Origin of the sequence: Desulfocurvus sp. (genome assembly GCF_023230885.1) — a bacterium.
Taxonomy (GTDB): domain Bacteria; phylum Desulfobacterota; class Desulfovibrionia; order Desulfovibrionales; family Desulfovibrionaceae; genus Desulfocurvus.
This window is the reverse complement of the sequence record NZ_JALNWM010000039.1, coordinates 1-19,534: the sequence shown is the minus strand read 5'-3', so window position 1 is coordinate 19,534 and position 19,534 is coordinate 1. Positions and strand designations below refer to the sequence as shown.

Genomic DNA, 19,534 nt, shown 5'->3' with positions numbered 1-19,534 from the left:
GGCGTACATCCAGTCCGAGAAGAGCAGCACGCTACCGAGGAAACACACGGTCATGCCGCCGCCAAGGCCGCTCATGATCCTGCGGTGGCCCTGCGCCGGGGCGAGCTCCCAGTTGCCCTCGGCCAGGGAGACCAGGGTCATGGCCAGGATGTTCGCGGTCATGCCGACCCATACCGGATGGGTGTTCAGGTAGAAGCTGCCCACGGCCCAGCCGCCCAGGTGGTTCCACAACAGGCCGCCGCCGAAGCCGGCCAACAGGGCCGCCACGACGCCGCGCCGCGTGGCCACCGGCCAGAACAGGGTGGCCACCACCGGGGCGAAGGTCGCGCCGTTGCGGGCCGTCCAGGCGAAGATGTTCCACCAGGCGGTCTGCTCGGAGCGCAGGAAGCCGAAGAGGATCATCAGGCAGGTCAACAGCGCCAGGGACCAGCGGGTATAGCGCACGAGCTGTTCGTCGGAGGCCCCGGGGTTCAGGGCGCTGCCCACGTCCCGCCCCAGGCTCGTGGCACCCGAGAACTGGCACGGCGCGCCCCAGCCCAGGGCGCAGGCCCAGATGCCCAGGCTGAAGATGCCCACCAGCGGCGCGGGCAGGTTCTGCATCAGGTAGGTGGGCACGGCCACCAGCCCCCGGCTGATGTCCGGCAGGACATGGTGCGCGGCCAGGCCGACGACCACCCCCATGACGATGAAGATCACGTTGAACCCGGCGGCGATGAACAGGCCCTTGCGGCCCTCCTCGGCCGTCTTGCACGACAGGGCCATCTGGAACGCGGCCTGGGCCAGCAGCACGTTGATCCAAAACGTGCCGAACCAGGCCAGGATGCTTTGCAGCCCCACGGCCTGCGGATCGAACATGTCCGGGCGGGCCTGGGCCAGCTCGCGCAGCCCCTCGACGCCCGGATTGACGAAGAAGGCATAAATCAGCACGGCGAACATGGCCATGTAGACGAAGAAGTTGGTCGTCTGCGTGAAGGCCACGGACCACATGCCCCCGCAAACCAGGTAGACGTAGAGCAACACGCCGGTGATGGCCACCGAGACCATCAGGTCCAGCCCGGTGATGGCGTTGATGCACGAGGCGAAGGCCAGGGCTGTGGCCAGGGACCACATGGGGAAGGTCAGGGCCGTGATGCCCCCGGCGATGGCCTTGGCGAGGCGGCCATAGCGGTCGCCGATGAGCCCCGAGACGGTGACCATCATCTTCTTGCGCAACGGGCCGATGAGCAGCACCGCGATGATCAGCACATGGGACATCTCGGCCACGCCATACCACAGCGCCGAGACCCCCTTGAGGTAGGACAATTCAAGGATGGCGATGAAGGTGGAACCGGAGAACAGGCCGGTGATGCAGAAGGCCACGGTCCAGCGGTTGAAGGAGCGCCCGCCGACGAAGAACCCGTCCCCGGCCCGGGCCTTGCGCCGGGCGATCAGACTGAAGGTCACAAGGAGCAGGGTGTAGGCCAGCGCCAGCCCGAACATCCAAAGTGCATAGGCGTTCATGGGAACCTCCGGGCGACGCTAGTTCGCAACTTCCGTGAAGCCGTCGCTCCCGGCGGCACATTCATAGGTCGCGCCGTCCAGCCGGTAGCCCAGGGTCACGGGGCACCCCTTGCTCAGGGTGCACAGCACAGGGGCCTTGGGCAGGATGAACTCGCGGATGGCGTTGCGCATGGTCTCGTGGCTCACGCCCTTGCCCTTGGCGTCGAAGTGGACGCGCATGTCCGCATATTCGCCGGGGCCGGTTTCGGAGCGGCTGCCCTGGGCCGAAATATTCAACGACTCCAGCTCGACACCGTAGTGCTCCATCGCGATTGTCATGACGATTCCAGTGCAGCCGGAAAGGCCTATAAGCAGAAGGTCCATAGGACTTGGCGCGGTATCAGTACCTCCATACATGGCGGATGCGTCGATGTTGACAAGCCTCCCGCTCTTGTCGAATCCATCGAAAATTCGCTTTCCTTTCCAGACAAGATTACAAGTACAGGACATAATCTCTCCTCCATACAAGATTTGAATTACGGCCTATCGGCCAACCTCGCACGGAAGAGAGCAAAAGCGGTGCCATTGTGCAGATCAAAACATAATATCCTGATATTACTTGGCTTATCTAGGAAGCAAACCCTGCCTGCCCGGCACCCGGCGGCGCAGAGCTCCCTCCCGGCGCTCCCGCTCGGCACGCTCCTGGTTCACCACCGGACCGGGATCGGAGCACGGCGCGGCGTGCGGCCCAAGATTTAACATGTAACCATATTGAAAAATTCACTAAAACAACCAACACCCCACACCGGCCCGACGCTGGTCGAACCTTCTACCGCCGGTTCATTCCTGGACCGCGATGCCATAGCGGTGCATTTTACGCAGCAGGGTGGGATGGGAGATGCCCAGGGCGCGGCTGGCGGGGCGGATGCCGCCGTGCTTTTTCAGGGCGCAGCGGATCATGGACTGCTCCACATTCTCCAACGCCGTGCGCAGGCAGTCGGACTGGGTGCGGCAGACCTCCTCCTGGCCGCCCGGATAGTTGAAATAGGCGGGCAGGGTCGAAGGCGCGAGCACATCGTCGTCGCTCATGATGGTAATCCGCTCGATGACGTTGATAAGCTCGCGGACGTTGCCGGGCCAGGCGTAGCGCTCGAGCAGGTTGCAGGTTTCGGGGCACAGGCGCTTGGCCCGGCCGTACTTGGCGTTGACGCGCTTGAGAAAATGGTGGGCCAGGGGCAAAATGTCCTCCACCCGCTCGCGCAAAGGCGGGATGTGGATGGGCACCACATTCAGCCGGTAGAAAAGATCCTTGCGGAACTGGCCGCGCTCCACCAGCTCGTGCAGGTTCTTGTTGGTGGCCGAGATGATGCGCACGTCGAGCTTGATCGGCCGCGAGCCGCCCACGCGCATGATCTCCGATTCCTGGAGAAAGCGCAGCAGCTTGACCTGGAGCGCCAGGGGCATCTCGCCGATTTCGTCCAGGAACAGACACCCGTGGTTGGCCACCTCGAGCAGGCCGACCTTGCCGCCCCGTTCGGCGCCGGTGAAGGCTCCGCGCTCGTAGCCGAACAGTTCCGACTCCAGCAGGCTCTCGGGAATGGCCCCGCAGTTCAAGGCCATGAACGGCCTGTCGGCCCGGGGGCCGTAGGAATGGATGCGCCTGGCGACCTCGCCCTTGCCCACGCCCGAATCCCCAAGCACCAGCACGGTGGACTCCACCAGCGCCACCTTGCGCACCTGGGCCATGACCTCGGCCATGCTCCGGCTGCGGTAGACGATGCCGTCCTTTTCCGAACGCTCGCCGCGCAGGGCCTGCAGCTCCTCGCGATGGCGCGCGCTCTCGCGGCGCAGGCGGTTCATCTCCGTCACGTCCTGAAGGTGGAAGACATGGCGCACGGCGCGCTGGCGCACATCGCGGACCGGGCTGTACTTGACGATGACCTCGCGGCCGTCGTCCTCGGTGAGCACGCGTGAAAAGCTTTCGGCCAGGGTGCCGTCCAGCACGCCGCGCACCAGGTCCGACAGGCGGCGCTCGAGTTCGCCGACACAGCCCTGGCCGCTGCGCAGCCGCTCCAGGCCGGGAAACTGCTCGCGGGCGCGCTCGTTGACATAGACCTCCCCCCCGCCCTCGTCGAGCACCCAAAGCGGATCCGGCAGGGTGCCCACGATCACGTCCAACTCGGCCAGCAGGGTGTTCACACTGTCCAGCTCGCGCGAAAGGGCGTCCAGCTCGCTGATGTCCTGCAGGACCATGACCGTGCCGTGAGGCACGCCGTCGCGCAGGATGGCCCGGGCCTGGGCCACACAGCGCACACCGCGCACGGTCATGGTCTGCGGGCCCATGCCGTGCAGCACGTCGCCGCTCTCCAGCGCACCCCTGAAAAGCACACCCACGTCCATGCCGTAGGCCGCGTTGGCCTCAATGCCGAGAATGGCTTCGGCGGCGTTGTTGATTTCCGTGATCACTCCGTTGTCGTCCAGGGCGATGATGCCCAGAGGCACGGTCATCAAAAGGATCTTCAATTCCTGGGCCGTCAGGTCGAACGCTTCGAAAATACGGGAGATCAACTCTATCTTGGACAGCACACCCACCAGTTTCCCGGTGTCGTCCAGCACCAGAAGCCGCTCCAGGGGCAGGTCGCGCACGGCGTCGAAGCCGACCTCCTGGTTCACGGACTGGATGTCGCGCGCATACACACCATCCACCGGCGCATGGACGGACACTCCGTCGCGCAGGGCGGCGATGACTCGATAGATGGTCAGCACACCCAGCGGTTTGTTCCTGTCGTCCACCACAGGGACGCAATTGCATTCGTCGCCCAGGTAGTGCTGGATGGCCTCGGCGATGGTGTCCTGGGGGCGGACGAAGCTGTCACCGCGATGCATCAGGTGTTTGATTTTCATGTGCTCCGATCCGGCAGGTTGACGGGTTACTGGTATCCGCGTCGAAGCAGGGACCATGCCAAAAGCCTCTGGGCGAGGCAATGCCCGGGCGGCATCAACGCAACGGGCCGCCCCTCCCGAGGGAGGGGCGGCCCTGTGCATTGCGTGCTCCGGCCGCCGCAGGCGCGGCCCGCGCGGCCTTAGCCGGCCTTGATCTCGATGCGCCGGGGCTGGGCGGCCTCGGCCTTGGGCAGGAACAGTTCCAGGACGCCGTTGGACAGGCTGGCGCGGATGCGCTCGCGGTCCACGGTGTCCGAGAGCTTGAAGGCCCGGCGGTATTCGCAGCTGCCGAACTCCACCTCGAGGTACTTCTCGCCCTCGGGCAGCTCGGCGCAGGCGCGCCCGGAAACCACAAGCTCGCTGTCCTCCAGGTCGATGACCAGGTCACCCTTGGCCACCCCGGGCATATCCATGAAGATGTGGAAACCGTCCTCGCGCTCGATGATATCCGAAGGCTGGCGGAACCGGGGCGCTCCGGACTGGGCCTGCCGTTCCTGCTGGGTCTTGGCGATGTCGTTGCTCATGGGGCACCTCCCTTAGGACATCTGGATGTCGATCTTCTTGGGCTTCACGGCCTCGGTCTTGGGCAGCACGATGTCCAGCACGCCGTCCGCGAGGGTGGCGCGCACGCCGTCGCGCTCCACGGGCACGTTGAGGGTGACCACCCGCTGGAACACGCCCGCCGGGCGCTCCTGGCGGAAGTACTTGCCCTCGGGGGCCTTGCGCTCGCCCTTGATGACCAGGCTGCGCCCGGTCAGGGTCAGCTCCACGTCCTGCATGGCCGTGCCGGGAATCTCGGCCCGCACGCGGATGTGCTCGTCGTTCTCGCTGATGTTCAGGGGCGGATAGGCCGCGCGCCGCTGGGCCAGGGTCGCCGGGCCGAAAAACTCCTCGAACACCTTGTCCCAATATCTGGGGAAGTCATAGAAGGATCCAAAGTCGATCACCATGTGTCTACCCTCCGTCTTGGGATATTGTTGCGCATCGCTTGGATGCCTCTTTTCGCAGTGGAAGGTAAGCAGGCATGACGCCTTGTCAAGACCCATGCCCCGCAGTGCTGCCAGCGCAACGGGGCGCATCGGCAAACATCCATCGCCGGGCCAGCCCGGAGCATGCGCACCGGCCACGCGGCGCAACGCGCCCCCGCCCCCGCGCGGCACGAAACCGTCGCCGCGCCGCGGGCCCCGTAACCCAATCGCCGCATTCCCCTCCTTGCCGCCCGGGGCGAAAAGGGGTTATGTGTTGCCCGGATAAGCATCTCCTTCCCCTTCGGGAAGGGGGCACACCCCAACAAGGAGCCACGTCATGCGCAAGGTTCTGCTTCTTCTCCTGCTCGCCCTGGTGGCCGTAGCCACCACGGCCCAGGCCGAGACCCTGAAGCTGCTCACCTGGAAGGGCTACGCCCCCAAGGAGCTGGTGGACAAATTCCAGGCCGAGACCGGCATCGCCGTGGAGGTCACCTACTCCAACAACGAAGAGATGATCGCCAAGCTGCGGGCCACGCGCGGCGCGGGCTTCGACCTCGCCCAGCCCAGCCAGGACCGCATCTCCTCCGTGCAGGAGGAGTTCGGCCTCTACCAGCCCGTGGACTTCTCCAAGATCCAGGCCGAGCTGTTCATCCCCTCCATGCTCGAAGCGGTGAAGAAGAACACCCTGGTGGGCGGCAAGTCCTTCGCCGTGCCCTTCTGCTGGGGCACCTCGGGGCTCATCGTCAACGCCGACAAGGCCGCCGGGGCCACCTCCTTCAAGGCCCTGCTCGACCCGCAGTTCGAAGGCCGCGTGAGCTACCGCCTGAAGCGCCCGACCCTCATCGCCATGGGCTTCGCCCTGGGCTACGACCCCTTCGCCCTGTACGCCGACCCCGCAGCCTACCAGGCCATGCTCGACAAGATCGAGCAGACCCTCATCGCCGCCAAGCCCCTGGTCAAGAACTACTGGGCCAACGGCGACGCCCTGCTCGAATCCATGCGCTCGGGCGAGGTCTTCGTGGCCATGGCCTGGGACAACGGCGGCTGGAAGCTGCACGCCGAGAACCCGGCCATCGACTTCGTGGCTCCCAGCGAGGGCGCCCTGGGCTGGATCGACACCTTCGCCATCCCGGCCAAGGCCGATAACGTCGAGGCGGCCTACAAGTGGATCAACTTCATGCTGCGCCCCGAGAACGCCGCCGTGTTCACCAGCGCGGAGAACACCCCCACCGCCTCCAAGGACGCCAACGCCCACGTCGTGGCCGACGTGCGCGCCAACTTCGAGCGCTCCTTCCCGCAGGCGACCATCGACAACATCAAGTGGTACCCGCCCGTCCCGGCCAGCCTGGAGGCCATGGAAGGCAAGGTCCTGGACAAGATCAAGGCCGCCAAGTAAGCATCCGGGGCGCGGGCGGGACACCGCCCGCGCCCCATCCACCCCAAGCCGCGCGGGTTCCGCATGGAAAACGACCTCTCCGTCAGCCGCCTCGTCAAGCGCTTCGGCGAATTCACCGCGGTGGACGACGTGTCCTTCGACGTTCCCGCGGGCTCCTTCTTCTCCATCCTGGGCCCGTCCGGCTGCGGCAAGACGACCATGCTGCGCATGGTCGCCGGGTTCGAGGAGCCCACCTCGGGCACCATCGCCATCCGCGGCCGCGACATGGCCCGCGTGGCGCCCAACCGCCGCCCGGTGAACCTCGTGTTCCAGCACCTGGCCCTGTTCCCGATGATGAACGTGGCCCGCAACATCGCCTTCGGGCTGGAGCGCCGGGGCACCCCCCGGGCCGAGATCGCCCGGCGCGTGGAGCGCACCCTGGAGCGCGTCGGCCTGCCGGGCTTCGGCTCCAAGGAGATAGCCCAGCTCTCCGGCGGGCAGAAGCAGCGCGTGGCCATCGCCCGCTGCCTGGTGCTGGAGCCCTCGGTGCTGCTGCTCGACGAGCCCCTGGGCGCGCTGGACCTCAAGCTGCGCGAGCAGATGAAGGTCGAGCTGAAAAAGCTCCAGGCCAAGGTGGGCACCACGTTCATCTACATCACCCACGACCAGTCCGAGGCCCTGGTCATGTCCGACGCAGTGGCGGTGATGAACAAGGGCCGCTTCGAGCAGGTGGGCAGCCCCCAGGAGCTTTACGGCGACCCCGCCACGCCTTTCGTGGCCGGGTTCGTGGGCGACTCCAACATCTGGGAGGGCACGGTGCGCGAGTGCTCCGGGCAGCGCGCCGTCATCGGCACCGACGAGGGCTTCGCCTTCGAGGCCCGCCGCCGCGGGGCCTGCGCCCCGGGCAGCGCGGTGCGCCTGTTCCTGCGCCCCGAGGCCATGCGCATCGAGCCCGCCGACGCCAGCGGGCTGAATACCTTCCGGGCCACGGTCAAGGCCCTGCTCTTCGACGGCGCCAACAGCCGCCTGCTCACCGTGACCCCCGCCGAGCACGAACTGCTGGTGACCCTGCCCCAGAACCGGCGCTTCGACCACATCCGGCCCGGCCAGGAGATCACCCTGGGCTGGCATCCCGACTCGGGCGTCTGCTTCCGGCGGGAGGGCGGCGATGCGTAGGGCCCGCCTGGGGTTCTGGCTGTTCCTGGCCCCGGTGCTGGCCTGGCTCGTGCTGCTCATCGTCCTGCCGCACCTGGACCTGCTGGTCATGAGCCTACGCAGCGGCTCGGGCAGCCGCGCGTCCTGGACGTTGCAGAACTACGCCAACTTCTTCGGCGAGCCCATCTACTGGCTGACCTTCGTGCGCACGGCCATGTACTCGGTCATCACCACGGCCATCACCTTCCTGCTGGCCATGCCCGTGGCGTTCTACATCGCCAAGGTCGCCCGGGTGCGCCTGCAGGGGTTCCTGCTCACGCTGCTGCTCCTGCCCTTCTGGGTCAGCGAGCTGGTGCGCATCTACGGCTGGATGATCCTCCTGCGCGAGTCGGGAGTGGTCAACTTCGCCCTGCTCAAGCTGGGCCTGGCCGACGCGCCCGTGGAGATGCTCTACAACGACGCGACCATGATCATGGGCCTGGTGTACACCTCCATGCTGTTCATGGTCGTGCCGCTGGTTTCCGCCGTGGAGAGCCTGGACGACAGCCTCATCGAGGCCGCCCACGACCTGGGCGCCGGGCGGGCGGCCATCTGGTGGCGGATCATCCTGCCCCACTGCAAGCCGGGCATCACCTCGGGCGCCATCGTGGTCTTCATGCTCTGCCTGGGCAACTACCTGACGCCCAACCTCATGGGCGGCAAGAACTCCCTGTGGTTCACCGAGCAGATCTACAACCAGTTCATCGCCAGCTTCAACTGGAACCAGGGCGCGGCCTTCGGCTTCCTCCTGCTGGCCCTCAGCTCGGCCATCATCTGGATCGGGCTGAAGATCACGGGCCAGAAGCTCGGGGAGGTGGCGTCGTGATCCGCACCCTGCCCAACTCCCGGGCCTACTCCTGGTCCTACGCGGCCTTCGTGGTCCTGTACTTCGTCTTCCTGTTCGCGCCCCTGGCCGTGACCTGCGTCCTGGCCTTCAACGACTCCAACTTCCCCTCCCTGCCGTGGTACGGCTTCAGCCTGGACTGGTTCGCCTCCCCGGGCCCCGAGCGGGTGGGCATCCTGCACGACGCCCAGAACCTGCGCGCCATCTGGACCAGCTTCCAGACCGCCTTCTGGGTCAGCATCATGACCGTCGTGGTGGGCACCTGCGCGGCCTTCCTCTTCGAGCAGGAGAACTTCCCCCTCAAGGGCGCTCTCTATTTCCTCATGCTCGCGCCCCTGGTCATCCCCGGGGTCATCCTGGGCATCTCGCAGCTCCTGGCCGCCAACACGGCGGGCTTTTTCATCGAGGACACCTTCGGGCTGGACGTGCCCTTCCTGCGCCCGAGCTTCTGGCTGGTGGTCCTTGGCCAGTTCTCGTTCATCACCACCTTCGTGACCCTGGTGGTCTCGGCGCGGCTGCGCAAGTTCGACCGCACCCTGGAGGAGGCCGCCCTGAACCTGGGGGCCAACCGCTGGCAGGTCATCCGGCACATCACCCTGCCCTACCTGCGCCCGGCCATCGTCGGCGCGGGCACAGTGGCCTTCCTCATGAGCTTCGAGAACTTCAACACCACCCTGTTCCTGGTGGGCTCGGAGCCGACCCTGCCCATCAACCTCTACCTCCAGGTGCGCGACGGTTCCACGCCGGTGATCAACGCCATCTCCCTGCTGCTCATCGTCGGCAGTTCCATCCTGGCCGTGGCCAACCTCTGGGTCTCGCGCAAGGCATGAGCCCCGGCGCCGCGCGCCCGGCCGCCGCAAAAAAAACGGGGCCGCCCCTGCTGGGGCGGCCCCGATCCGTTTTCCGGCTCCGCGCGGGCGCGGCGGCGCGGGCTACCCGGCCTGGCCCGGCCACTGGTCCTGGGGCACGGCCTCCTCGACCAGCATCACCGGGATCTCGTCGCGCACGGGATAGACGACCTTGCAGGCCTCGCAGCGCAGGCCGTCGCCCTTCTCCAGCAGGGTCACCTCGCCCTTGCACTTGGGGCAGGCCAGGATGTCCAGCAGGTCCTTGTTGAGCGTCATGGGGCGCCTCCTTCGTTGGCAATGGCCGACTCTAGCCCGAATCCGCGCCCGCTTCAAGCGCCGGGCCCCCGGCCAGAAGACGCCCGCAGACGCGGGCCGTGCGCCGGAATCGCCCCCCGGCGTTGACAGCCCCCCGGCCATGCCCTAGCTCAAGGCAAGGGGCCGCGTCCGCCCCCCGCAACCGCAAGCCAGGGGAAGCCCATGCCCGGAATCGACCTGCACACCCACTCCACCGCCTCCGACGGAACCCTGCGCCCGGCCGAGCTGGTGGCCCTGGCCCGGCGCAGCGGCCTGGAGGCCCTGGCCCTGACCGACCACGACACCAGCGCCGGGCTGTCCGAGTTCCTGGCCGCCGGGCGCCGCGAGGGCCTGGAGGTCATCGCGGGCTGCGAGCTGGCCGTGACCGCGCCCTCGGGCTTCATGCACATCCTGGGGCTCTACCTGCCCGAGCGCCCGGCCCACCTGGAGGCAGGCTTCGCCTGGCTCAACGAGCGCCGCGCCAGCCGCAACGCGCGCATCGTGGAAAAACTGCGCGCGCTGGGCATCGACGTGACCTACGAACGCGTCCTGGAGATCGCGGGCGAGGGCACCGTGGGCCGCCCGCACCTGGCCCTGGCGCTCATGGAGGCCGGGGCGGCCGCCTCGGTGCAGGACGCCTTCGACCGCTACCTGGGCTCCTCGGGCCGGGCCTATCTGCCCAAGGACAAGTTCAGCCCCGCCCGGGCGCTGGAGCTGCTGCGCGCCGAAGGGGCCACACCCATCCTGGCCCACCCCTACACCCTGGAGCTGGAGGGCCCGGCCCTGCGCGCCCTGCTGGCCGAGCTCAAGGAGCTGGGCCTGGAGGGCATCGAGGTCCACTACACCGAGCACACCCGCACCCAGACCGCGGCCTACCTCGCCCTGGCCGCCGAGCTGGGGCTGCTGGTCAGCGGCGGGTCGGACTTTCACGGCGCGGTGAAGCCCGCCATCGCCCTGGGCCGCGGCCGGGGCGGGCTGCATGTGCCCTACAAGGTTCTGGCCGACATCAAGGCCCACCGCAGGGCCCAGGGCCTGCCCGTCTAGCCGCGAGGCGGCCAGCCATCCCCACCCCCCACAGGCCACAGCGAGGCTCCCCGCGATGAACGCGAACTGGATCACACAGGTCACCCCCGCCTTCCAGAAGGCGTCCCTGCTGCGCGCCAGCCCCTGGATGACCGACGGCAGCGTCGATTTCCTGCGCAACTTCTGCCTGCTGCGCCAGGCGCGCGGCAACGGGCTGCCGCGTATCCTCGAGTTCGGCATGGGCGCCGGAACGCTCTTCTTCGCCTCGCATTCCTCGCTGCTTGTCAGCGTCGAGCACGACAAGGCGTGGCACGACTCGGTGCGCAGCATCGTGCTGGGCGCCGGGCAGCGCCACTGCCACCTGCTGCTGGCCGAGGCGCCGTACTGGGGCGTCGCCGGGAGCTTCGAGCCCGCATCCTTCGACATCATCTCCATCGACGGGCGCGACCGGGTGCGCTGCCTCGAAGAATGCCTGGCCCGCGGCCTGCTGGCCCAGGACGGCGTGCTCGTCCTGGACAACACGGAACGAATCCGGGGCTACGACGCGCCCTACGCCGCCATGCTCCCGCTGCTGGAGCAGGACCACACCCTGATCCACTTCGAACAGGCCGGGCCGGACAGGACCGGCTGGCTCGCGCCCCACCGCTGGGTAACCACCGTGGCCTTCCGCCGGGACCAGACCCGCTACACGACCCAGGGCGCGCCCCTGTAGCGCCCGCGCGGCGCATCCGCCAGCCCGGAGCCCTTTGATTTTTGTTGAAAAGAAGCGCCCAGTGTGTAGACTTGACCCGGGGGAAACCAATCCCCGGTTCCGCAACGCAAAGACATCACGCCCCGATGCCATCCAGCAATGCGGGGCGGGCCACAAAGGAGGCTTTCCATGCTCGTAGGCAACTGGATGAGCAAGACCCCGGTCACCGTGACCACCGACACGTCCATGATGCGTGCCTCCAAGGCCCTCAAGGACAAGCACATCCGCACCCTGTGCGTGGTGGACGACAAGGGCGCGCTGCTCGGCGTGGTCACCGACCGCGACATCAAGGAAGCCTCGCCCTCCAAGGCCACGACCCTGGACGTTCACGAGTTGTACTACCTGCTCTCGGAGATCAAGGTGAAGGACATCATGTCCACCAAGATCATCACCATCACCCCCGACGAATCCGTCGAGAAGGCCGCCATCCTGATGATGGACAACAAGGTCGGCGGCCTGCCCGTGGTGGACAAGGCCGGGAAGCTGGTGGGCGTCATCACCCAGACCGACGTGTTCAACGTGCTCATCTCCATCACCGGCGTGCTCCACGGCGGCCTGCAGATCGCCATCGACCTGCCCGACGACCCCGGCACCCTGGGCGGGGTCATCGCCATCCTCAACGCCCACAAGGCGCGGATCATGAGCGTGCTCACGGCCTACGAGCCCGAGGGCGCCCCCACGCGCAAGGTCTTCATCCGCATCCAGGACATGGACCGCTCCCTGGAGAACAAGCTCATGGAGGAGCTGCGCGCCAAGTACGCCATCCTCTTCGTGCTGCGCGACGAAAAGCACCCGGCCATCCTCAACAACAAGTAGCCCCGCCCGGGGCCCCACGCGAAAAAGCGAAGCCCCGCCTGTCGGCGGGGCTTCGCTTTTTCTGCGGGGCGCCCCGTACGGCGTCAGCGCCGCCGCAGGCGGCGGCGCAGGGCGTCCAGCACGAGCCGCGCCTCGGGCACACCCGTGACCAGGGACAGGGCCGCATAGCCCACGGCCCACAGGGGGATGAGGGCCACGGCCCAGCGGCCCAGGCCCACGGTGGCCAGGGCGCCAAGGCCCATGAGCAGCGACTGGCCCGCGTAGAGCAGGCTCTGGCGCTGGAAGGTGGCCCACCCGGGGCCGAAGCGGCGGCGCAGCCCCGCCAGCAGCAGGGCCGTGTTGACCCACGAGGACAGCGTGGTGGCCAGGGCCAGGCCCACATGGTCCATGACCTGCATGAGCCCCACGCCGCCGGCCACATAGACCACCAGGCAGACCACTCCCACGCGCACGGGGGTGCGCGTGTCCTGCAGGGCGTAATAGGCCGAGACCAGAGGCCGCACCAGGGCGAAGGCGGGCAGGCCCGCGCCGTAGGCCACCAGGGCCCAGGCCGTGGCGCTCACGGCGTCGGCGGCGAAGGCCCCGCGCTGGAAGAGCAGCGCCACGATGGGCCCGGCCAGGGCCATGAGCCCGGCTGCGGCGGGCAGGCTGATGAACAGGGTCAGCTTGATGCTGGCGTTCAGCGTGGCGCGGAAGTCGTCCATCTCGCCGCGCGCGGCCAGGGCCGAAAGGCTGGGCAGGGCGGCGGTGCTCACCGCCACGCCGAACACCCCCAGGGGGAACTGCACCAGCCGGTCGGCGTAGTAGAGATAGGAGATGCTGCCCGCCGCCAGCAGCGAGGCCAGCATGGTGCCGATGACGATGTTGATCTGGTAGACGGCGGCGCCGAAGACCGTGGGCAGCATGAGCCGCGCCGTGCGGCCCACGCCCGGGTGGCGCATGGACCAGGGCCCCCGCCAGGCGAAGCCCGCCGCGGCCAGGGAGGGCTGTTGCAGGGCCAGCTGCGCCGCCCCGGCCACCAGCACGCCCACGGCCAGGCAATGCGGCACGGACCAGCCGCCCCAGACCCCCGCCAGGGCCGCGGCGATGAGGCAGACGTTGAGCGCGCAGGGCGCCAGCGCCGGGGCCAGGAAGCGCCCCGAGGCGTTGAGCAGGCCCATGCACAGGGCCATGCCCGCCACAAAGAGGATGTAGGGGAAGCAGATACGCGTCAGCTCGGTGGTCAGGGCCAGCAGCCCGGGGTCGGCGGCAAAACCCGGGGCGATGACGCGCACCAGGGGCCCGGCCCCGGCCACGGCCACGGCGGTGACCACCCCCAGCACCAGCAGCACCCAGACCATGAGCGAACGAGCCAGGGCATGGGCCTCGGCCGGGCCGGATTCCTCGCGGGTGCGCGTGTAGACCGGCACGAAGGCCATCGTCAGCGAGCCCTCGCCGAACAGGCGGCGCAGCAGGTTGGGCAGCCGGAAGGCCACGAAGAAGGCGTCGGCCAGCGGCCCGGCGCCCAGGGCGAAGGCCGTGACCAGGTCGCGCACGAAACCCAGGATGCGCGAGGCCAGGGTCGCCCCGGCGACGACGGCGGCGTTCCGGGCTATGACGCGGGCGTGGTTTGTCATGCGCCTCCGGCCCGGGCGGGGGGCTGGCAATGGGGGCAGAAGGTCGTGGTCCGCCCGGCCACGGCCGTGCGGACCAGGGGCGCGGAGCAGACCCGGCACGGGCACCCGCGCCGCCCGTAGACGCGAAAATCGTTCTGGAAGGCCCCGGCGTCGCCGTGGGCGTTGACGTAGTCGCTGATGGACGAACCGTTGGCGGCGATGGCCTCGGCCAGGACCCGGACCAGGGCGCCGTGCAGCCGCTCGAGGCGCGCGGGGCCGAGGGCCGCCGCCGTGTCCGCCGGATGGATGCCCGCGCGGAACAGGCTCTCGTCGGCGTAGATATTGCCCACTCCCGCCAGGACGGACTGGTCCAGCAGCAGGGCCTTGATGCGCGCCCGGCGCCCGGCCAGCAGAGCCGCGAAGGCCCGGGCGTCGAGCTCCAGGGGCTCGGGCCCCAGGGCGGCGAAAAACGGCCAGCGCCCCAGGGCTTTGGGGCTCATGGCCCGGCAGCGGCCGAACTTGCGCGCGTCGGCGAAAAACAGGCGCCGCCCGTCGGCAAGGTCCAGGAGCAGCCGGGTATGCCGGGTGGGCCCGGCGTCCCCGGGCTCCACGGTCAGCCGCCCGGTCATGCGCAGGTGGAAGGCCAGGTGCAGCGGGGCGCGCCCCGGCCCGCCCAGGTCCAGCAGCAAAACCTTGCCCCGGCGCCACACGGCGTCGATGCGCCCCCCGGCCACGGCCTCCGGGAAGGCCGCCCCGTCCAGGGCGCCGTGGCCGGATTCGAGCACCCCGGGCCACAGCAGCGCCCCGGCGGCCACGCGCGCGCCGCACAGGTCCGCGCGCAGCCCCCGGGCGATGGTTTCCACTTCGGGCAGTTCGGGCATGGCGGCTACTCGGCCCCCTGGGGGGCGGCCCCGGGCGCGGCGCCCGCGCCCGCCAGGGGCACGGCCAGCTCCAGCACCCGGCCCCCGCGCCGCACGGTGACGGCCAGGGGCTCCCCGGCGCGCCCGGCCCTGAGGGCGCCCTTGTGCAGCGCCCACAGGTCCTGCGCAGGCTCGCCCATGACCGCAAGAATCTCGTCCCCGGGCAGGAAGCCGGCCTGCGCGGCCCGGGTGCCCGGGGCCACGTCGGCCACGGTCACGCCGCCGTCGCGCTCCTGGAGCACGAAGCCCAGGCGCGAGCTGTGCGTCATGGGGCACAGGAAAAAGACATCGGCCCGGGCGGGTTCGAACCCCTGGCCCCCGCGCCAGGGCAGCACGGACAGCACCCGCGCCCCGGGGTCGAGCACGCGCAGGCGCCGGGCGATGCCCCAGCCGTTCTCCACATGGCCGACCCCGGCCAGGATGAGCACCGTGCGGCCGTGGGCCCGCCGGGCGGCCACGGCGGCGCGGGCCATAGCCGTGTCCCACAGGGCCTGGACACGCAGGAAGCGCTCGCGGCGCGCGGCGTCCGCCGCGGGAGCGGGGTCGCCCTCCCCGTGGCCGGGGGCGGCGTGGCGCTCCAGCACGCGCTCCAGGTCGCGCACCTGCTCGGGGGCGGGGGGGATGATCTCCCCGGGCGCCAGGGCCCGGTCCTCGGGGGCGACGGCCTCCAGGCCGCCCTCGCCCACGGCGCGGACCACCCGCCGGGGCACGTTCAGCCCCGCCAGGGGCGCCCCGGCGCGCCGCGCGGCCTCGAACACCGGACGGTACACCGCGAAGGGGTGGCCCCAGACGCCCTTCCAGTCCACGGCCTGCGCCAGGCCGTCCACGTCGATCTCCCCGGCGTTGAAGCGGTCCAGGGCGTCCTGCCGCTCGGCGGGCACCATCTCCAGCCCCAGCACGGGCACCGCCCCGGCGGCGGTCATGGCCGCCAGCACGTCGGCCTGCACGCGATGGTCGCAGGCCGAGGAGTGCGACTCGCCAAGGAGCACATAGTCGGCCCCGGCGGCCCGCCGGGCCAGCTCGTCCAGGCCCAGGGGCCGGGCCGCGGCGTCGAAGGCCTCGCCGGGGCGCACGTCCGCCGGGGGGGCCAGCGTTTCAGGCGGGCGCACGGCGGCACAGGCACAAAGGGCCGCCGCCATGACGACGGCGGCCCCCATGCGCAGGACGGATGCCCGCAGGCGCGGCGCTAGTCCCACTTGCGCTTGTCCTCGATGGGCCGGATCTGCGGCGGCAGGGTTCCGGGGGCCACGATCTTCAGGTCGGGACGCAACTTGATCTGCTGGCGGAAGTCGTGCAGCAGCTCGTCCTCGCGCTTGAAGTTGGAGGCCTCCACCGACAGGACCATCTCGTCGATGCCGCCGGGGTTGGTGACCTCGATCTGCCAGCGCTTGATCTCCTCGAAGCGGGCCATGACCTGCTCCACCTGGTGGGGGTAGACGAACATGCCCTTGATGCGCGTGGTGGTGTCCACGCGGCCCACGATGTTGCCCAGGCGCGGGCTGCTGCGGCCGCAGGCGCACGGGGCCCGGTCGATGTAGGACAGGTCGCCCGTGGCCAGGCGGATGAGCGGGTAGGTCTTGTTGAAGGCCGTGACCACGATCTCGCCCACCTCGCCGTCCTTGAGGGGGATGCCCGTGTCGGGGTGGCAGATCTCCACATAGGCGCGGTTGGCGATGTGCAGGCCGTTGGTGTGGAAGCATTCGTAGCCGATGCAGCCCACGTCGGCGGTGCCGTAGCCCTGGCGCATGATGAGGTCGAACTTCTTCTCCAGGGTCGCGCGCATCTTCTCGGGGAACTTCTCGCCGGTGACGAAGGCGACCTCGACGAAGAGATCCTTGCGCAGGTTCAGCCCGGCCTCCTCGGCCTTCTGGGCCAGGTGCATCAGGTAGCTCGGGGTGCCCACATAGCCGGTGACGCGCAGCTTCTGGAGGATGTCGATCTGGGTGCTGGTGTTGCCGGGTCCGGCGGGCACAACGGCGCAGCCCAGGTTCTTCAGCGGCTCCTCGAACATCAGCCCGGCGGGGGTCAGGTGGTAGTTGAAGGCCACCTGGGCCAGGTCGCCGGGGCGGAAGCCCGCCGCGTAGAAGCCCTCGGTCCAGCCCCAGTAGTCTTCGCCGCGGTCTTCGGGGTCGAAGATCGGACCCGGGGAGAGGAACACCCGGCGCAGCTCGCCCAGGTCCTTGGTCAGCAGCCCGCCCAGACGCGGCCCCATGGACTGCAAGAAGATCAGCTCCTTCTTCTTGAGGATGGGGATATGCTTCAGGTCGTTCAGGGTCTTGAACTTCTCGACGTTGAACTGGGCGCGGTCGAAACGCTTCTTCACGTCCTCGGAGTAGCGGTAGGCGTAGGAAAGCAACTCCTTGAGCTGGATGGTATAGTATTGCCTGCGCTCGGACTCGTCGAGCACCTCGCGGCGCGAGTAGATTCCTTCGGTTCTGTCTTTGCGGGTCATCCGGTTCTCCCTTTCCTTATAAATATGGGGTGACTCCTCGCTGGGGTTGAGCCTTATAGCATATGCCAAAAACGGGAAACAAGGGGGGCACGAGATTTTCGACTTCCTGCAAACATATTTCATCGCCCGTGGCGAATAATGGACCAAAACACGTTTTCATGCGCTGAAAATGAGAAAAAAAGCCTGTAAACGCCCATAACCGTATTTTCATGGCCAGCGCCCCACCCCGGGTGCGCCCCGCCCGGGGCCCCTGCGGCGGGGATTATCGCAAATTGTCAACTGCTTATCCCGCGCGAGAGCGGCGCGCCCCGCCCGGGGCCGCGGCTTCGGCGTGGCCCCAGGGGAAGGCGGGGATGAAAAACCTTTGCCGGCAAGCTGTTCCACCCTGGCGGAAAGCGGGCCAAGGCTCCCGGCACGGCATGGCGGCACGGCCGGACCTTGCGGGCGCGCCGCTAGAGCCGCAACAGCCCGGCCAGAACGTCCAGCCCCTGGCGCAGGGCCTGGCGGGAGCGCGCCCCCAGCAGCGAGAGGCGCACGCCCTGCTCGGCCCGGGCCGCGCCCACGGCGAAATGCTCCCCGTGGGCCACCACCACCCCGCGCCGGGCGGCCTCGGCGGCGAAGTCCACGGCGCGCCAGCGGCGCGGCAGGGGCAGCCAGGCGTAGTAGCCCGTGGGCCGCGCGCGGCAGGCGCCCGGGCCAAGAGCCTCGGCCAGCAGCGCGTTGCGCGCCCCGGCCTCGGCGCGGTTGGCCTCGATGGTCCGGCGCACGGTGCCGTCGGCCAGCCACTGGGCGAGCACCTCGACCATCAGCGGCGCGGCCTTCCACGAGGTCCACTCCACGGCGGCCTCCAGGGCGGGCAGGTCCGCCCCGGGGGCGCGCAGGAAGGCCACGCGCAGGCTGTCGCACAGCACCTTGGACGTGGCGGCGACGAAGCAGCCCAGCTCGGGGGCCAGGGCCGCCAGGGGCGGCAGGGATTCGTCCACCGTCAGGGCGTACACGTCGTCCTCGATGATGCGCAGCCCGAAGCGGCGGCACACGGCCACGACCTCGTGCCTGCGGTATTCGGGCATGTGCGCCGTGGTCGGGTTCTGGCAGGCGGGCATGACGTAGAGCCCGTGCACGCGCTGGCGCGCGCAGGCCCGGGCCAGGGCGTCGGGGTCCAGGCCGTGGGCGTCGATGTCCACGGGCACCAGGTGCAGCCGCAGGCGCTTGGCCAGGGGCTTGACCAGCGGGTAGGTCAGGCTCTCCACCGCCAGGCGCTCCCCGGGGCCCAACAGGCCGCCCAGGGCCACCAGCAGCGCGTGCTGCGCCCCGGCGGTGACCAGCACCTCGCCGGGCTGGGCCGGGCACCCGTAGGCCCCGGCCCAGGCGGCCCCAAGCTCGCGGTGGCGCGGCAGGCCGCGCGCGCCGTAGCGCCCCACCAGCTCGTCCAGCCCCGGCGAGCGCGCGATGCGCGCCAGGGCGCGGCCCAGGTCCGGGCCCAGGGGCTGGTACGCGGCGGTCAGGCCCATGTCCACGGGCCCGGGCGGCGCGCACGAGCCCCGGGCCGCGCGGGCGACGGCCGCCGCCCCGGCCCCGGGGGCGCCGCCCGGGGCGCCCTGGTCCAGCAGGCGGGCGAAGTCTTCATCGGCACGGCCCACATAGGTGCCCCGGCCGCGCTCGCCGCGCACCAGTCCCCGCCGGGCGGCCTCGGCGTAGCCCCGGGTCACGGTGCCCACGGTGACGCCCATGGCGGCGGCCAGCTCGCGGTGGGTGGGCAGCGCCGCCCCGGGAGGCAGCGCTCCCGAGGCCACGGCCGCCTCGATGGCGTCGGCCAGGGCCAGGTAGCGCGGGCCGGGGCCGCGGGCGTCCGGCAGGGGGAAATGAATTGTCATGGTGACAATTGATATTTTGACGCGCGGATTGTGTCAATCGTAGGCAGACCATGGACCGTGCAGCCCGCCCGGCCCCACCCAAGCCCCGGCCCAACCGCCGCACCGAGGAGACGCCGTGCCCGCCGCAGCGATGGACATCATGCCCCTGGCCCTGTTCT

18 protein-coding genes are annotated in these 19,534 nt (G+C 69.4%); 7 read left to right on the top strand and 11 right to left on the bottom strand.

What is annotated here, in order from left to right; translation table 11 throughout:
- The 5 genes from M0P34_RS04435 to M0P34_RS04415 all read right to left on the bottom strand — a co-directional run.
- Positions 1 to 1,500 (bottom strand): sodium:solute symporter family protein (locus tag M0P34_RS04435; RefSeq protein WP_291496788.1); only part of this gene is annotated, 1,500 nt, incomplete at its 3' end.
- Positions 1,501 to 1,518: 18 nt separating this feature from the next.
- Positions 1,519 to 1,896 carry an OsmC family protein gene (locus M0P34_RS04430; RefSeq protein WP_291496786.1) on the bottom strand — a complete coding sequence of 126 codons (378 nt, stop codon included), beginning with the start codon at positions 1,894 to 1,896 and terminating at the stop codon, positions 1,519 to 1,521.
- Positions 1,897 to 2,319: 423 nt separating this feature from the next.
- Complete coding sequence (locus M0P34_RS04425) at positions 2,320 to 4,365, bottom strand: sigma-54-dependent Fis family transcriptional regulator (protein WP_291496783.1); 2,046 nt, start codon at positions 4,363 to 4,365, stop codon at positions 2,320 to 2,322.
- Positions 4,366 to 4,562: 197 nt separating this feature from the next.
- On the bottom strand, positions 4,563 to 4,946 hold the full coding sequence (locus M0P34_RS04420) for an Hsp20/alpha crystallin family protein (protein WP_291496781.1): 384 nt from the start codon (positions 4,944 to 4,946) through the stop codon (positions 4,563 to 4,565).
- Between the two features lie 12 nt (positions 4,947 to 4,958).
- Entirely contained in the window at positions 4,959 to 5,372 is a 414-nt protein-coding gene (locus M0P34_RS04415; RefSeq protein ID WP_291496779.1) for an Hsp20/alpha crystallin family protein, read from the bottom strand.
- A gap of 355 nt (positions 5,373 to 5,727) precedes the next feature.
- Between M0P34_RS04415 and M0P34_RS04410 the strand changes: the two genes are divergently transcribed.
- The 4 genes from M0P34_RS04410 (at position 5,728) to M0P34_RS04395 (ending at position 9,633) form a co-directional block, all read left to right on the top strand.
- The gene (locus M0P34_RS04410; protein ID WP_291496777.1) at positions 5,728 to 6,786 is read left to right on the top strand and encodes an extracellular solute-binding protein; all 1,059 of its coding nucleotides are present in this window, start codon (positions 5,728 to 5,730) and stop codon (positions 6,784 to 6,786) included.
- Between the two features lie 63 nt (positions 6,787 to 6,849).
- The gene (locus tag M0P34_RS04405) at positions 6,850 to 7,941 is read left to right on the top strand and encodes an ABC transporter ATP-binding protein (protein WP_291496775.1); all 1,092 of its coding nucleotides are present in this window, start codon (positions 6,850 to 6,852) and stop codon (positions 7,939 to 7,941) included.
- Positions 7,934 to 8,785: an ABC transporter permease gene (locus M0P34_RS04400; protein WP_291496773.1), complete on the top strand. Its 852-nt coding sequence runs from the start codon at positions 7,934 to 7,936 to the stop codon at positions 8,783 to 8,785. The genes M0P34_RS04405 and M0P34_RS04400 overlap by 8 nt, the downstream gene beginning before the upstream one ends.
- A complete protein-coding gene (locus M0P34_RS04395; protein ID WP_291496772.1) occupies positions 8,782 to 9,633 on the top strand; it encodes an ABC transporter permease in 852 nt (283 codons plus the stop codon). The genes M0P34_RS04400 and M0P34_RS04395 overlap by 4 nt, the downstream gene beginning before the upstream one ends.
- A 102-nt stretch (positions 9,634 to 9,735) precedes the next feature.
- Here the strand turns inward: M0P34_RS04395 and M0P34_RS04390 are convergent, their stop codons facing one another.
- A complete protein-coding gene (locus tag M0P34_RS04390; protein ID WP_291496770.1) occupies positions 9,736 to 9,927 on the bottom strand; it encodes a Trm112 family protein in 192 nt (63 codons plus the stop codon).
- A gap of 201 nt (positions 9,928 to 10,128) precedes the next feature.
- Here M0P34_RS04390 and M0P34_RS04385 point away from each other — a divergent pair, with 201 nt between their 5' ends.
- The 3 genes from M0P34_RS04385 (at position 10,129) to M0P34_RS04375 (ending at position 12,535) form a co-directional block, all read left to right on the top strand.
- Entirely contained in the window at positions 10,129 to 10,989 is an 861-nt protein-coding gene (locus M0P34_RS04385; protein ID WP_291496768.1) for a PHP domain-containing protein, read from the top strand.
- A 55-nt stretch (positions 10,990 to 11,044) separates the two neighbouring features.
- Positions 11,045 to 11,680: a hypothetical protein gene (locus tag M0P34_RS04380; protein ID WP_291496766.1), complete on the top strand. Its 636-nt coding sequence runs from the start codon at positions 11,045 to 11,047 to the stop codon at positions 11,678 to 11,680.
- Positions 11,681 to 11,848: 168 nt separating this feature from the next.
- A complete protein-coding gene (locus M0P34_RS04375) occupies positions 11,849 to 12,535 on the top strand; it encodes a CBS and ACT domain-containing protein (RefSeq protein ID WP_291496764.1) in 687 nt (228 codons plus the stop codon).
- Positions 12,536 to 12,618: 83 nt separating this feature from the next.
- Here the strand turns inward: M0P34_RS04375 and murJ are convergent, their stop codons facing one another.
- The 5 genes from murJ to M0P34_RS04350 all read right to left on the bottom strand — a co-directional run bounded on the left by murJ (position 12,619) and on the right by M0P34_RS04350 (position 19,376).
- Positions 12,619 to 14,151 carry a murein biosynthesis integral membrane protein MurJ gene (gene murJ, locus M0P34_RS04370; RefSeq protein WP_291496762.1) on the bottom strand — a complete coding sequence of 511 codons (1,533 nt, stop codon included), beginning with the start codon at positions 14,149 to 14,151 and terminating at the stop codon, positions 12,619 to 12,621.
- Complete coding sequence (mutM, locus tag M0P34_RS04365) at positions 14,148 to 15,011, bottom strand: bifunctional DNA-formamidopyrimidine glycosylase/DNA-(apurinic or apyrimidinic site) lyase (protein WP_291496760.1); 864 nt, start codon at positions 15,009 to 15,011, stop codon at positions 14,148 to 14,150. The genes murJ and mutM overlap by 4 nt, the downstream gene beginning before the upstream one ends.
- Positions 15,012 to 15,016: 5 nt before the next feature.
- Positions 15,017 to 16,123, bottom strand: a complete 1,107-nt coding sequence (locus tag M0P34_RS04360) for a ChaN family lipoprotein (RefSeq protein WP_291496758.1) — start codon at positions 16,121 to 16,123, stop codon at positions 15,017 to 15,019.
- A gap of 113 nt (positions 16,124 to 16,236) precedes the next feature.
- Positions 16,237 to 17,502 (bottom strand): AMP-binding protein, encoded by a 1,266-nt coding sequence (locus tag M0P34_RS04355; protein WP_291496756.1) that lies wholly within the window; start codon positions 17,500 to 17,502, stop codon positions 16,237 to 16,239.
- 452 nt (positions 17,503 to 17,954) lie between these two features.
- A complete protein-coding gene (locus M0P34_RS04350) occupies positions 17,955 to 19,376 on the bottom strand; it encodes a PLP-dependent aminotransferase family protein (RefSeq protein WP_291496754.1) in 1,422 nt (473 codons plus the stop codon).
- Between the last annotated feature and the right edge of the window lie 158 nt (positions 19,377 to 19,534).